Source organism: Streptomyces sp. NPDC031210, from assembly GCF_055570395.1.
The window spans coordinates 25,999-40,600 of record NZ_JBVIHH010000012.1; the positions used below are offsets into that span (position 1 = coordinate 25,999).

Consider the following 14,602-nt stretch of genomic DNA (forward strand, 5'->3'; position numbering starts at 1 on the left):
CCCTTGCGCTCGTGCACTCCCGGACCGGTCACCACGCCAGGTCATCGAGGTCCAGCACCGGCACCGCCGGCTCGCGCTCCCCGCCGCCCAGCGGGAGTTCGGCCCAGATGACCTTGCCGCGCTGGGTGTAGCGGGTGCCCCAGCGTTCGGCGAACTGCGCGACGAGGAACAGGCCGCGGCCGCCCTCGTCGGTGGTGGCCGCGTAGCGCAGGTGCGGGGAGGTGCTGCTGCTGTCGGAGACCTCGCAGATCAGGCCGCGGTCGCGCAGGAGACGCACTCGGATCGGTTCGCCGCCGTAGCGGATGGCGTTGGTGACCAGTTCGCTGAGGATGAGTTCGGTGGTGAACGCGACGTCCTCCAGGCCCCAGTCGGCCAGCCGCCGGGAGGCGTCGGCGCGTACGCGGGCGATGGCGGCGGGGTCGCCCGGCACGTCCCAGTCGGCGACCTGCTCCGGCTCCAGCAGGCGGGTGCGGGCCACCAGCAGGGCGATGTCATCGCTGGGGCGGGGCGGGAGCACGGCGTCCAGGACGTCCGCGCAGGTCTCCTCCGGGCTGCGGTCCGCGCGGGCCAGCGCGCCGCCCAGGAGGTCCAGCCCGGTGTCGATGTCCCGTTCGCGGTCCTCGACCAGGCCGTCGGTGAACAGCACCAGCCGGCTGCCCTCGGCCAGGTGCAGGTCGGCGGACTCGAACGGCATGCCGCCCAGGCCCAGCGGCAGGCACGCCGGCACCTCGGGGAAGTCCACGCTCCCGTCGGGGCGGACCACCGCGGGCCCGGGGTGCCCGGCCCTGGCCACTGTGCAGTGCCCGGACACCGGGTCGTAGATGGCGTACAGGCAGGTCGCGCCGACGATGCCGTCACCGCCGCCGCGCGGAGCCTCGTCCTGGTCGATCCGGTCGACCAGCTCGTCCAGGTGCCCGAGCAACTCGTCGGGGGGCAGGTCCAGCGTCGCGAAGTTGTGGACGGCGGTACGCAGGCGGCCCATCGTCGCCGCCGCGTGCAGGCCGTGCCCCACCACGTCGCCCACCACCAGCGCGACCCGCGCACCGGGCAGCGGGATCACGTCGAACCAGTCCCCGCCCACCCCGGCCTGGGCCGGCAGATACCGGTAGGCGACCTCCAGCGCGCTCTGCTCGGGCAGCACCCTGGGCAGCAGGCTGCGCTGGAGGGTCACGGCCAGGGAGTGCTCCCGGGCGTAGCGGCGGGCGTTGTCGATGGAGACCGCCGCGCGCGCCGCCAGCTCCTCCGCGAACGACAGGTCCTCCTCCACGAACGGCTCCGGGGTGTCGGCCCGCCAGAAGTTGGCCATGCCCAGCACGATCCCGCGGGCCTGGAGCGGCACCGTCAGCAGCGAATGGATCCCGTACTCCAGCGTCCGGTCCGCCCCTTCGGGATCCTGGGCCCGCCAGCCGGTGGCGACGGTCAGGTCGGCCTCCAGCACCGCGTGACCCCCCTCCAGGGCCGCCGCCATGGGCGTGGTGCGGACGGCGAAGCTGATCAGATCGCCCACCGGCTGCAGCGGCTGGTCCGACCGGATGCCGCGCATCGCCGTCCGCCGCATCTCGGTGTGCGCGCCCGACGGCTCCTCGCCGCGCAGCACGGGATCGAGCAACTCGACCGTGGCGAAGTCGGCGAAGGGGCCGATCGCCACCTCCGCCAGTTCCTCCGCGGTCCGCACCACGTCCAAGGTGGTGCCGATCCGCACGCCCGCCTCGTACAGCAGTTGCAGGCGTTCCCGGGTCACCTCGACGGTGCCGTACAGGGCCCGCAGCTCGGTGGAGTCCCGGAGGGTGGCGACGCTGCCGGGCGGTCCCCCGTAGGGCTGCGTGGTGCGCACGTTGATGGCCAGCAGGCGGTCCCCGGCCAGGTGGATCTCGTCCGTCGCGACGCGCCCGGAGGCCAGCAGCTCGGCCGTGGGCGGCTCCAGGCCCAGCTCGGTGACATGGCGCCGCTCGACGTCGGCGGGCAGGTCCAGCAGCCGCCGCGCCTCGTCGTTGGCCAGCAGCAGCCGGCGGTCCGCCCCGATGATGAGCACGCCCTCCCGGACGGCGTGCAGCACCGCCTCGTGGTGCTCGTACATCCGGGTCATCTCGGACGGCCCCAGACCGTGGGTCTGCCGCCGCAGCCGCCGGCTGACCAGCGCGGAGCCGCCGGTCGCCAACACCAGCGCGCCCCCCGCGGCACCCAGGAGCACCGGCAACTGCTGGTCCACCACATCGGTGACGTTCTCCACCTCGATGCCGGAGCCCACCAGGCCGACCACCCGGCCGCGCGCGTCGGTGACCGGGACCAGGGCGCGGACCGCGTCGTTCGGCGCCCCTTGGTAGACCTCCGTGAACGCCTCGCCCCGCGCGGCCCGCGCGATGTCGCCGGCGGCGCGCTTGCCGATCAGTTCCGGCTGGGAGTCGGTGTACCGCACCCCGTCCTTGGTCATCACGGCGATGAAGTCCACCCCGGAGCCGCGCCGGGCGCCTTCGGCCCGCGCCTGGAGCTCGGCCGTCGGATCGGGCGACCGCAGGGCCGCCGCGATCCCGGGGGCGTGCGCGAAGGCCTGCGCCGCGGCGAGCGACCGGTTGCGGGCATCGCGCAGGCTGTCGTACCGCGCCTGGAGTAGGAGCGCCACCACCGCCGCCGTGACCAGCAGCACCACGACCACCACCTGCAACGTGAACACCTGACCGGCGACGCTGCGCACCCCGAGCAGCATCCGCTGCCACCGGCCGTCCGGGCGCGGCGGCCCGGACGCCTGGCCGCCGCCGCGGTGCCGGGCGCGCCGCGCACGCCGGCTCACGACGCACCCGCCGGCCGGTGGGGCATGGCCCGCGCGACGAGCAACGCCACGTCATCGTGGTGGTCGGGATGGCGCAGCTCGCCGAGGAGCCGGTCGCACGTCTCCTCCAGGGAGCGGTCGGTGCTGCCCTCCAACAGCCGCAGGAGGGCATCCAGGCGCTCGTCGATGGGGTGCTCGCGGGTTTCGACCAGCCCGTCGGTGTAGAGGATCAGTTGGTCGCCGGGGTCGAACGGGACGGTGGCGGTCTCGAAGGCGACCCCGCCCACCCCCAGGGGCGCGCCGGTGGGCAGGGCCAGGAGCTCCGGTGCCCTGCCCGGGCGGACCATCGCGGGCGGCATATGCCCGGCGTTGGCGACGCTGCACTCCGCGCGGTGCGGGTCGTAGACCACGTAGAGGCAGGTGGCGATGTAGTGCTCCAGTCCCGCGGTGATCTTGTCGAGGTGGCGGAGCACGTCGTCGGGAGCGAGGTCGAGGTCGGCGAAGGCGCAGGTGGCGGTGCGCAGCCGGCCCATCGTGGCGGCCGCGTCGATGCCGTTGCCCATCACGTCGCCCACCACGAGAGCCGTTTTGTCGTCGGACAGGGGGATGACGTCGTACCAGTCGCCGCCGACCTCGCTGGTGGACTGCGCGGGCTGGTAACGGGAGGCGACCTCCAGGCCGGCGTGGTGGGACGGGTGGTCCGGCAGCAGGCTGCGCTGGAGGGTGACGGCGGAATTGCGCACGCTCTGGTACCAGCGGGCGTTGTCGATGCTGACCGCCGCGCGCGAGGCCAGTTCGCAGGCCAGGACCATGTCGTCGTGGTCGAAGGGCACCGGATTGCGGGCGCGCATCAGGTCGACGGCGCCCAGCACCTCGCCGCGGGCGATCAGGGGCACCGCGAGATAGGAGTGCACGCCGGCGCGCGCCAGGAGCGCGGCGGAGTCGGCGTCCCGGGCGATGCGCGCCAGGTCACCCTCGGCCACGTGGGAGACCAGCACCGGCCGGCCGGTGTGCACGCAGAGGGTGACCAGGCGGTCGGCGCCGTAGGTGGCCAGACCGCCGACCGGGTCGGCCGCGCGGAGCGCTTCGGTGGGGTAGGCGGCCTTCACCGCCAGGGCGCGGAAAAGCTCCGGGCCGGTCTCCGGCGCCCCGGTGCGGCGGAAGGCGATGACCGACTCCAGGACGTCCACCGCCACGATGTCGGCGAGCTCGCCCACGGCGACCTCGGCAAGCTCATGAGCGGTCCAACCCACCTCCAGGGTGGTGCCGACGCGGGCGGAGGCGTCGGCGATCAGCGCCAGGCGCCGCCGGGCCCGGTCGGCCTCGGTGGTGGCCCGGTGCCGCTCGGTCACGTCGACGACGGAGATGGCCACGCCGAGAATCCGCCCACCGGGCCCCTCCAGCCGGTAGAACGACACGGACCAGGCGCGCTCCTGACCGGGGTCGGCGCGGGTACGGCCCACCGCGTACTGGTCGACCAGCGGCGTACCGGTGGCCAGCACCTGCCGCAGTGCGGACTCGATGGTGTCGAGGTCGAGGAACGGCAGCGTCTCGCGCAGCGACCGGCCGATGTGGTCGGCGGCGGGAATGCCGTTGATCCGCTCCAGCGCCGGATTGACCAGGCGGTAGCGCAGGTCGGTGTCCATCAGGGCCAGGCCGATCGGGGACTGGGACACCAGGCGTTCGCTCAGCGCCATGTCCGTCTCGACCCGCTCGACGGTGCTGTGGTCGGCGGCGATGCCCAGGGCGTAGACGTCCCCCAGATCGTCCAGCAGCCGCATGTTGCGGAACTCCAGCAACCGGCTGCTGCCGTCCTTGTGCCGTATGGGGAAGGCGCCGGCCCAGCTCCGGCCCGACGCCAGCACCTCGGCGAACAGCTCGACCACCAGATCCAGGTTCTCCTCATCGACCAGGAGACGGGCCGCGTACTGCCCGAGCGCCTCCTGAGCGGTGTAACCGAACAGATCCTCCGCCTGCGGGCTCCAGAACACGATCCGCCCGCGCGCGTCGAGCACCACCGCCGCGACACCCAGCACGTCCAGCAGGCCCCTGGTCTGCGACGGCCCGGCGTACAGCCGGCCGCCCCCGGCCCGGAAGGATTCGGCTGTCATCCCCTGCACTCCCTCCGCCCGCCAGCACCACATGCGGCCTTCTGCCGGCTTCGGTCCGCGCATACGCCCGGGTCGCTTCGGTAGGTCTCTCCATGCTCCCCTGCCCGGCCCGGCAGCGCAGCCCCGGCCGGGCCGGGCGGGGCAGGCGGCGGAGCCGATACCCCCGTCCGGTGGAAACTCCCTTTCCCCGCCGCATACTTGCCGCCACCCGCCGCACACGCCGCGCCCGCACCGCCCCGGGCGCACACCTCCCGCACCATGGAGACGTATGTGGCGTTTAGCCGTAGAATATTGATTTGCGAGGCCCTGCGGCATCCCCCCGACCGCAGGGCTTCGTCATGCCCGGACCGCCCACCGCGGTTGATGGTCCAGAAGCCGGGCACGCGGCTGAAACAGGACCGGTCGTCCCACCGTGACGGTCCCGGCGCTCCCGACAGGGCACGGACCCGTCCCCATGGAGGGAAGTGAGCACCATGTGTGTACACCGGCGCCCCCGCCGCCACCCCGTACGGGTCGAATACCTCCTGCCCCACGCGGACACCTCCGCCCGGTGGGCCCGGCACCTGGCCAGGGCGTTCCTCGCCCGCGACGGAACCGGCTTCCGCGCCGACGCCGACGACGCCACCCTGGTCGTCTCCGAACTGGTCACCAACGCCACCCGGCACGCCCACAGCGGCTGCCGCCTGCGCCTGTGCGCCGCGAGCGGACGGCTCACCGTCGAGGTCCACGACGACAGCCCGCTGCGGCCCCGCCCGCGCGCCCGGACGACGACCGAGGAAAGCGGCCGCGGCATGACGCTCGTCCGCGCCCTGACCGAGCAGCTCGCCGTCCGCGGCGATCCGGCCGGCGGCAAGACCGTACGTGCGGTCCTCTGCGCGGCCTGACCCGATGCCGCCGTACGCACCGTCGTTCCCTCCTGGCGCCGGTGCCGCCATCAGGGCGGAAACCGCGCCTGTGCGCTAAGAGCACGGCGCGCCGGGGTACAGCCACATCCCAGAGAGGGCCAACGGCTGTCCGCGCGTGCGGACGCTCACCGCCGCTCAAAAGGAGGACCCATGGCTGGACCGCTCGGCGACCTCGTGGCCACTGGCTCCGTCTCGGTGGAGCGGCGGCGGACACCGGACCGGAACCGAGCCGGTCGGTGAGCCGGTGAGGTCGAGACGGTGGTCATGCGTCCTGCTGGCGGCGGCCACGGGAGGGTCGCTGTTGAGCGGCTGCGGGACCCGCAGCGAACGCGAAGCGGGCGCCTCGGCCGCGGCGGCCGGCTTCGAGAAGGCGCTGCGCACGGGCGCCGCGGCCTCGGCGTGCGCCGCGCTGGCCCCCGGCACCCGCGAGGAACTCGAACAGTCCGAGAAATCGCCCTGCGACACCTCGGTGACCGAGCAGTCCCTCCCTCCGGCGGGCGCGGTACGGCGAGTGGACGCCTACGGCGGCCAGGCCCGGGTGGTGCTGGAGCACGACACCCTCTTCCTCTCCCACTTCCCCAACGGCTGGAAGGTCACCGCCGCCGGCTGCCGACCGCGCCCCGCCGAGCCGTACGAGTGCCAGGTCAAGGGCGGGTGACGGGCCGTGCGCGTGCTGTTCACCACCCTTTTGGTGATGGTGTCGGGCGGGCTGGCCTACTTCATCGCCCTGGGACTGATGCACCGATGACCTCGACGTCCTTACGGAACGCTCCCGCGGGAGGTGCCTGAAGAGATGCGCCGATTCGTCCGGGACAACGGACTGACCCTGGCTTTCGGAACCGCCTTCCTCCTCACCCTGGCCGGCCAGGCCATCGCCGGCCACGCCGAGTTCAACAACGAACTCATCAGCGACAGCATGCAACCGCTCAGCTTCGGCGCCTACCTCGTGTCCTCCGACTTCGCCGTCGACGTCACCGAGAACTGGCAGTCGGAGTACCTGCAGTTCTTCCTCTACGTCTTCGCCACCGTCTGGCTCCTGCAACGCGGCTCACCCGAATCCAAGGAAATGCACAAGGCGGGCACCGAGTCGGAGGAGGACCAGCGCCTGGGAAAGCACGCGACAGGCGACTCACCGCGCTGGGCCGCCGCCCAGGACTGGCGCCGGCCCCTGTATTCCCATTCCCTCGGAATCGTCATGGCCGCCCTGTTCCTGCTGTCGTGGCTGGCCCAGTCCATCGCCGGCGTCGCCGCCCACAACGAACAGCAACTGCGCCGGTTGCAGGCACCCATCAGTTGGGCCGAGTACCTCAGCTCCGCCGAATTCTGGAGCCGTACCCTGCAGAACTGGCAGTCCGAACTCCTGGCCGTGGCATCCATGGCGATCCTGTCCGTCTACCTGCGCCAGCGCGGCTCCCCGGAATCCAAGCCGGTCGGCGCCGCCCACAGCGCCACGGGCGTGGAAGGCTGAATTCGGGGCCGTCATTGCCCCTTTCCCCCTGCCCAACTGCCGTCGCCGCCGGGCGAGATGGGATGATCACCCCCATGGATCGCACACAGAGCGGGGCATGGCTCGTCTTCCTCGTGGTGATGGGGCTGATCGGCGTAACCGCCGTCAGCAGCCACCTTCACCTCCACGACGCCTACGGGCTGCGAGCGGAGGGGCCGGAGCCATGGATCGACTACAAGGGCTCCTACAAGCCGCTGGAATCGGCGGCCTACCGGCAGGGCCCGAAGCCGGACGCCGTCTACGTCTTCTATGTCTCACCGGAAGACGGCGGCTGAGCCCTCGGGGCTCAACGGCCGCTCAGAGCCAGTCCCGTCGCTTGAAGATGACATACAGACTCGTACACACAATGGCCATCAGAATGATCGCGAAGGGATACCCGAATACCCAGTGCAACTCCGGCATGTGGTCGAAGTTCATGCCGTAGATGGTGCCGACCAGCGTCGGGGCGAACAGGATCGCCGCCCAGGAGGAGATCTTCTTGAAGTTGTCACCCTCACGGAGTTGACCTGCGCGAATCTCGATCTGTGGCATGTTGACCTGCGGAGATGGGGTTTCCCGCGCTTTCACCGTGACGTCGATTTGTAGGGTCCATTCTCCCCACGCGCTCCCCAGAGCGGCTTCGTTCTCCCCAGATTCTCCCCGGGTGCCGCTGCCGGGCAGAGTGGGTCACCGCTGGCCAGGAGCCTGATCTAGGTATCGGGACGGGCTACGCAACGTATTGGAAGCGAGTCGGAGCAGCGATGGCGTTCGGTTTTGTGGACGAAGACTGCAGGAACGAATCGGATTCTCTTCCTCGGCCCTGATATCACCATCCTCTGTCCGGGAAGCGGGCTGGTCCAGCTGTTGTCTGTGCCACCGTTGCACCTGTCGATGACCGACGGCGCGAAGGGGGATGGCGTGCGACTGTCACGGGAGGTCACGGGGTGGGCGTTCATCGCCGATGTGGAGGGGGTCCGGCATGCTGGTCTGGCTGTCGGACTGGCCAGCATCAGCCCTTTCACCACTGGAGGCGGGGCGGGAGGCAGCCTGTTTGCTCGTGCGTACGCGTGGGGCCTCCCAGAGCTTCTGTCACTGGACGAATTGCCGTTTAGCCACCCCGTCGCTCCCCGGTGGTGTGTCTCGCAGGACGAAGGGGGTGTGCTGTCCGTTCTCGGTCCCGACCGTAGGCCCTTCGTGCACGCCCTCGACCTAGAGGTGCCGCCAGGGTGGCGAGAGGCGGCGGACAGCTCGGGCTTGGTCATGCTGGCCGTGTCCCACGTGCTGCCTGCCACAGACGATCCGCTCGGTGCGCTGGCCCTCGAAACGCGGCGGGGAATGGTGTGCGCTTCGGTGAGCTTGCTTACGAGGTGGATGCCCAACCGACAGCCACGTTCGTCATCGACCCCGTCGGTGAGCTCGTGGAGCTGGCGCAACACGTGTGCGATCGGATCATGTCGTTGGACGAGGCGAAGCGACGGGCGCGCGAAGTCGAGGAGACGAGGCAGGCCCTGGCGGAGTACCACGCGTTGTCCGTAGAGACGATGGTGGATCTGCTGTTCCGGGACGAATTCTTTGACCACCGTGGCCTGATGGAGTGCATGTACGTCTACTGGCGACTGGTCGCTGAGGTCGCTGATGCCTGCGCCATGGAGCCTGCTTGGCAGTTCGCGGCTTTTCGGACCGTCGAGTTGGGCGTCCAACTGGTGGCGGACCGGTGCGACCGCGCGGTGTTCGAGGATTCTGAAGCGGTGATGGCTCGGCTGATCGATGGGCTGAGCGACTCCGCCGACCTGGAAGCCGCGCTGCTCGTTGCCGCTCGGTTACGTCTGGCCACCCGGGGACCGGAGGACTTGGCCGCCGACGAGTACGCTCGCGAGCTGCTGACCATCTGGTCCGCTCAGATGGCCGGGGACCTGTACCGCACGTGGTTCACCAAAGAGGAGCCCTTTCAGACGGAGTCCCACCGGCTGGTGGTGGAAGCGGGACACCTGGTGGCGCGGGCGCTGGAGCTCGACGGCGGGTTGAGGAGGCCCCGGCTGCTGGCGATATTGGCGCAGATCCTCGCGGACGAGGACGGACTTTATCGTGGCGCTGCAGGCGCTGCGCTGTCGGCATGGCGCGACCCGTCTGCCGGCGATGAGCCGGACCTTGCGCTGTTCCTCCTCAGGACGGTGGGCGGGGTGCCCCCGGAGACGGCCGACGGGTTGCTTACGGGGGTGTTCGGGACGCCACCGGCCGATTTCGTCGCGATCCACGGCAGTACAGTGACCGCGAAGGTGATCAGCCAGGGCATCAACCTGGCCCGGGAGCGTGCCGACCAGCCGTTGCTGCGCGCCGTGTTGGAATGGGCCGGGCAGCTCGACATCCGGTGGGCTTCTGCCCTCCGCAGGCAGCTGATCGAGGCTCGGCTGCACGTGTTGCCCGACGACCCGAACCAGTGCCCAGGTCCCAACCGGGTGCTCTCGGTGTCGTTCCTGGAGTCCTGGACACCAACCCAGCGATCCGCGGCTCTGCTGCATGCGGCCGCACACGCCCGCGACCGGCGGCAGCCGGCGTTGGGACTCACCTTCCTACGGCAGGCGGGCGACAGCCAGGACGAGGAAGCGCGGCTGCTCACTGCGGATCTGTACTACCAGTCGGCGGAGGCAGGTGAGCCGGTCTCCAGTTCTGTCCCGTTCCCATGGGGCTACTACACGTACGCGGCACTTGCCTACGCGTCGCTCGGCTTCGAGGAATTGGCGCGGGCGAGCCTGGTGCCGTTCGTGCAGCACCTGGGAAATCTCCACGGCGACGACCTGCGGGACGCGCTGCGCGCAATCATCGTGGATGTACCGAACTTTGACCCGAGCGGCGCGTCCGAACTCGGCGGGATACTGCGCGACCTCGTGCACTCAGCGGTGTGGCAGCTCACCGCGGAAAGCGAGACGCTGCCGATGGGGCTGATACTGGGCCTGCATCAGGCGGGCAAGGGTTCCCATCTGGGCGCGTGGTGGCGCATCGACGGCCCGCTCGACTTGCCCGCCCACATCCAGCATTTCATAGGCAAGCTGCGCGACCTGGAGGAGCCTTCCGCCTCTGGCGGTGCGTTGCCGAACCTGCTCAGTGTTGTGGACGCCGACCATCGTCCTGGCGGCCACGACAACATGCAGATCGCCCGGAACCTCCGGTGGCGCATCTCGTCGTTCATCGATGACGAGCTGCGTCGCCGCTCGGCACCGCTCATCGATGACCAGCACATGTGGGCCAAGGCGCATGAACTGCTGGACGACCGAACGGTGTTGTTGACGTGGTTCCTTGCCCGCGGCGATGAGCGGCGCGGCCGTGCTGCTCGCGGTCACCAGACAGGGCCCGGAGCTTACGGTGCACCTCGGCGAGGGCGCGGACGAGAACGACGACCGGCACCCGGACGCGGACCGGGTCGAGGCGATCCGGACGGAAATCGAACGCGACCCGCTGTTCGCCGCCGTGACGCCGGAGGGCAGTCGGCTGCTGGAGTCGGCGGGCCTGCCGCTCGGCGGCAGCGATCAGTGGGACAAGTGGCGTGCCCAGGGCAAGGACCGAATCCTGGCCTGGCCGCACGGAGCTCTGCACTACCTGCCGATCCCGCTTTGCCGCACGGGTAGCCGCCTGATCGCCGACGACTGGACGGTCACCACGATCGCTGGCCTTGAAGCCCTGGCACCCATCGAAGTTGCTGTGCGTGAGCTTCGCACCGTTGTACTGGCCTCTGCTGTCGGGGGTGTTCCTTCGGTCTGCATGCCGAACCGGCACTGGAGGAGCACGCGCGGAAGGTTGCCGAGGCGGTAGGTGCCGATGCCCTCACCGGTCTTGCGGCCACTCGCGACAGGCTGCTCGCAGAGATGTCCACGGCGGACGTCGTCCACATTGCCGTCCACGGGACGCTGGACGAGGACGCACCGTGGATGCACTGCCTCTACCTCACGCCGGACGGAGACGACGACGGCCGCGTATTCGCCTACGACTTCTTGCCGGTCGACCTGCGCGGCGTTCGCCTTGTCACACTCGCCGCTTGCGAGTCAGCGCTTGGCCGATTCGACCGCGGGGACAACATCCGTGGCATCCGTTCGGCACTGATCACCGCCGGAGCGCAGGCCGTCGTCGGGTGCCTGTGGGCCGTGCGTCCGGAGCCAGCCACGTACTTCTACCACCACCTGCACCATGGAGTCGCGCGCGGCGCGGACCCGGAGCATGCCTTCCGAGGCGCCCAACTCGCCACGCGTGCCGCGTATCCCCACTACCGTGACTGGGGAGCGTTCACCTATGTGCACGGCCGGAACAAGGGAGCCGCCGCATGACCGAGATTCGGCTGCACGATGTCGAACTCGTGCCGGAGCGTACGCTCGGCAGCCCGGCGGATGACGGACCCCTGCGCGGCAGGCTCACGTTCGGCTGAGACCTACTGCCCGCTGACCACGAGGGCGCGCCGTCGGGCTGGCCGTCCTACCTCAGGGCCACACCTGACCGGCAGTTCCGGCAACTGCTGATGGTGTGCTCGTTTCGCCCCGAGACGCCGGAGAAGCAAAGGCGTGTTCCGCCACGCTTCCTTGGGCGTCGCGCTGTCGACACCGGAGCGTGATGTACAGCCGATCGCGCGCCTGATCGATCCCGGTGAACGCCCCCGCCCGGTCGCCGGCCCTGGGACTGGCGTGACCTTCACGGTCACGACCGGCGTGCTGGATGTGGGGGTAGCGAAGGCGCCAGGAGCCGGACCGGCGAGGGAGGAGTGGATCGTCCGGGGCCACGGCGCTTCCCAGCCGAACCCGCAGTGGGAGTTCCGCCGAGTCAAGGGTTTCCCGTTGGTTGGCGATCACCCAGTGGCTGCGCTGGTGGAGCTCGTGCCCGCCCGTATGAACACGGCCGAGGTGCTGGTTGCGGCGGAGCTGGAGCACCGTAGTTGGGGAGTCCGCCGCTACCGCGCACAGCTCGCACCGACACCGCACTCCATCGTGCTGGCGGAGTAACCGGGTTCTGGGGTCCGCTTTCGGAAGGACGGCGGCCTCTGGATCACGATTGGTCGGGGCTTCGGCTCGTACCGGAGCTTGAAGGTACGGGCGAGGTGGACGGAGCACGCAGGGGCGCACACAGATGCAGCGGCGGGTTGCCCCCGCCTCGCTGCGGTTGGGACACCTGCCGAGCCAAGTCCTCAGACGACGCCGGGTGTGGCTATCTCTTCCACGCCTCCGCGTGCCGCACTGCTCGGTCGGCAGTGAGTTTTCCGGCGTTCTCGGGAAGAGGCCCCGCTGGTCCCTCCTACTGCTGGACGCGCGGTCAGCCTGCGAGCGGCTCTCCGAACCTAGGCCGCACTCGCTTCCGCGTTCTGAACTCGCGACCCCTTCGTGCCGAATGAGGTTCGACGAAGGCCACGACCAGCCTTGATGGTGTTGCCCCTGGTCAAGGCGTCGGTGCGGCGAGGTGTGGGGTGGTCTCGCGGGGGTGCGAGGAGAGAATCGGCTCCCCGGCGGCTCCCAGGTGACACGCCCTATTCGCACGGCTATCAGGGGGTGGGGCGCGGGAGCGGGGGCTCGATGTCTGCGGGCCGGAGACTTCAGCACAACCTCCGGTGCTGTGATGCGGATCACTCTAAATTCCCGGGTGCGAATTGCCGGTTCGGGGCGTTGCGGCGCCCGAGAGGAGACAAGCTCACCCATCATCTGCCGGAGGACTACCCATGAGGCCCGAAGCTCCCGAAGAACCGCAGACGCCGGAAGCGGAGGCATCGCCTGCGACCGTCCTGCCCCGTGAGGCGGGCGTGCCTGAGGCGGGAGAAGCCGAGGATCTTGACGCCCTTTACGCGAGCTACGGTCTGGTCAGGCGGTGGCGGGTGCTTCCTGAGCCGAAGCCTGTACCCATTGATCCACAGTCCGCTCACGGCCTCCCCGTGCTGGATGAGGGCGACCTCATCGCGTACGGGGGCGATGGAGGAGTCCGCGACAGCTCCTACTTCTATTTCGGCAACGAAAGGGACGGTGGGCGCCTGCTGGCAGGGCGCCTGTTCCGGAACAACTCCAAACTCGAACCGGGGCAAATCGTTCACACCTGGACGGAGGGGGAGGTCAACGACCCATGGGTCGGAGCGGCGAACCCCGCGAGGCCCAGGTCTCCAGAGGTTCGCGCGGAGGCCCGTGAGGCCAGGCTCGCGGCACGGGCCGTGGAAGCACGGAATGAGGCGGCGCTCGGCAACACCGAGCTCATCGAGAAGTTCATGGCCGTCGACCTCGGCCTGTGGCGGGGTGCCCGCTGGCAGGAGCCGGTGTCCACAGCTCTCCTTGGCGATTGGGCGAGCACCCTGTACACGCACGGCACCATTCGCCGAGGGGCTCTCTCCCGGCTGATGCGTGAGGTGCGCGAGATCCACCGACAGCTCACGCCACTGTGGCGCCGGCGCTGCGCGGGAGAGCGACTGCTCAGCCTCGATGTCCCCGTTCTGGAGAATGGGCTGACTCTCGCTGACCTCGTCGCAGGAGGGCCCGACCCGGCCGACACCCTTACGGGGGTGCTGCCTGACGATCCGCGTGTGCTCGCCGTGCTTGAGCAGATGTTGCCGATTGAGAGGGCCGTCGCGCTCGCTTGGTCCCGTTCAGGGACGTCAAGTTGGACCGAAGCGGCCGTCACGGTGTTGGCCCTCACCTCGCAGGCTTACGCGCAGGGTGTCGCCGAGGCTCTAGGTGAGCGAGTACGCCGCAAACTCAAGCGGCTCGGTCGTCGTGCCCACCACGGTTGGGACGGCGAGGAACCGTCCCGTTTCCGAGCGGCCCAGTCGCCTGCTGGCGGTCGAGCTGATGACCGTGCAGCGGAAGCGCGGGAGGCGTGAATGCCTGACGCGTTGACTCTCGCCTTAATCGCCATGGTCGGCTGCTTCGTTGTGCGCGAATCTCGGCGCGACGAACGGCTGGGCGCTGCGTTTTTGGTCGGCGTTGCCGTTGTGACACTGATGCTGACGCTGTACGGGGCAGGTCCTGACTAACAGTGGTCGGCCGCTGCCGGCTGGCGTTAAGCCGACAGGGGCCTGACCCGTGATGCGGTTCAGGCCCCTGTCTTCGTACTTCAGACTGTCGGGACCGTGAGATTTGAACCCACGACTTCTACGTCCCGAATGAGGTTCGGCAGGGGTTGCAGCCAGGTGGTTTGGTGTTTTTCTGGTCAGAGCGTTGGAGGTGAGCGGTCCCGGGTGGTCTGGAATGGAGTTAGGGAGTGGGTTGGCTCCCAAGAACCTGCGTAGCCGCTGTGGCAAGTCAGGTCGGTCTGTCCTGCCAGGTGACCCGAAGCGCTGGATTGGCGCGGTCCTTCGTTGTGCCCAGCCACAGGGTGGGTG

Annotated in this window: 12 protein-coding genes; 9 read left to right on the forward strand and 3 right to left on the reverse strand. The window is 69.9% G+C overall.

Annotated features, from left to right (window positions below; genetic code table 11):
* Positions 1-28 precede the first annotated feature (28 nt).
* Positions 29-2,704, reverse strand: a complete 2,676-nt coding sequence (locus tag ACZ45Z_RS21970) for a SpoIIE family protein phosphatase (protein ID WP_468365397.1) — start codon at positions 2,702-2,704, stop codon at positions 29-31.
* 80 nt (positions 2,705-2,784) lie between these two features.
* Positions 2,785-4,878, reverse strand: a complete 2,094-nt coding sequence (locus tag ACZ45Z_RS21975) for a SpoIIE family protein phosphatase (protein ID WP_468364896.1) — start codon at positions 4,876-4,878, stop codon at positions 2,785-2,787.
* Positions 4,879-5,351: 473 nt separating this feature from the next.
* On the opposite strand from ACZ45Z_RS21975, the gene ACZ45Z_RS21980 reads away from it, so the two are divergent.
* From ACZ45Z_RS21980 to ACZ45Z_RS21995, 4 genes are all read left to right on the forward strand, one after another.
* Positions 5,352-5,762 carry an ATP-binding protein gene (locus ACZ45Z_RS21980; RefSeq protein WP_468365399.1) on the forward strand — a complete coding sequence of 137 codons (411 nt, stop codon included), beginning with the start codon at positions 5,352-5,354 and terminating at the stop codon, positions 5,760-5,762.
* Positions 5,763-6,084: 322 nt separating this feature from the next.
* Positions 6,085-6,441 (forward strand): hypothetical protein, encoded by a 357-nt coding sequence (locus ACZ45Z_RS21985; RefSeq protein ID WP_468364899.1) that lies wholly within the window; start codon positions 6,085-6,087, stop codon positions 6,439-6,441.
* 135 nt (positions 6,442-6,576) lie between these two features.
* Positions 6,577-7,251, forward strand: a complete 675-nt coding sequence (locus tag ACZ45Z_RS21990) for a DUF6766 family protein (RefSeq protein WP_468364902.1) — start codon at positions 6,577-6,579, stop codon at positions 7,249-7,251.
* A 74-nt stretch (positions 7,252-7,325) separates the two neighbouring features.
* Positions 7,326-7,565, forward strand: a complete 240-nt coding sequence (locus tag ACZ45Z_RS21995; protein WP_468364904.1) for a hypothetical protein — start codon at positions 7,326-7,328, stop codon at positions 7,563-7,565.
* A 22-nt stretch (positions 7,566-7,587) separates the two neighbouring features.
* On the opposite strand, the gene ACZ45Z_RS22000 is transcribed toward ACZ45Z_RS21995, so the two are convergent.
* The gene (locus tag ACZ45Z_RS22000) at positions 7,588-7,857 is read right to left on the reverse strand and encodes a CorA family divalent cation transporter (protein WP_468364907.1); all 270 of its coding nucleotides are present in this window, start codon (positions 7,855-7,857) and stop codon (positions 7,588-7,590) included.
* A 752-nt stretch (positions 7,858-8,609) separates the two neighbouring features.
* On the opposite strand from ACZ45Z_RS22000, the gene ACZ45Z_RS22005 reads away from it, so the two are divergent.
* The 5 genes from ACZ45Z_RS22005 to ACZ45Z_RS22025 all read left to right on the forward strand — a co-directional run bounded on the left by ACZ45Z_RS22005 (position 8,610) and on the right by ACZ45Z_RS22025 (position 14,254).
* The gene (locus tag ACZ45Z_RS22005; RefSeq protein ID WP_468364910.1) at positions 8,610-10,892 is read left to right on the forward strand and encodes a hypothetical protein; all 2,283 of its coding nucleotides are present in this window, start codon (positions 8,610-8,612) and stop codon (positions 10,890-10,892) included.
* A 147-nt stretch (positions 10,893-11,039) separates the two neighbouring features.
* Positions 11,040-11,585 (forward strand): CHAT domain-containing protein, encoded by a 546-nt coding sequence (locus tag ACZ45Z_RS22010; RefSeq protein ID WP_468365402.1) that lies wholly within the window; start codon positions 11,040-11,042, stop codon positions 11,583-11,585.
* Positions 11,586-11,816: 231 nt separating this feature from the next.
* The gene (locus tag ACZ45Z_RS22015) at positions 11,817-12,251 is read left to right on the forward strand and encodes a hypothetical protein (RefSeq protein WP_468364912.1); all 435 of its coding nucleotides are present in this window, start codon (positions 11,817-11,819) and stop codon (positions 12,249-12,251) included.
* Between the two features lie 707 nt (positions 12,252-12,958).
* The gene (locus tag ACZ45Z_RS22020) at positions 12,959-14,101 is read left to right on the forward strand and encodes a hypothetical protein (RefSeq protein ID WP_468364914.1); all 1,143 of its coding nucleotides are present in this window, start codon (positions 12,959-12,961) and stop codon (positions 14,099-14,101) included.
* Complete coding sequence (locus ACZ45Z_RS22025) at positions 14,102-14,254, forward strand: hypothetical protein (protein WP_468364917.1); 153 nt, start codon at positions 14,102-14,104, stop codon at positions 14,252-14,254. It abuts the gene before it with no gap.
* The last annotated feature ends 348 nt before the right edge of the window (positions 14,255-14,602 follow it).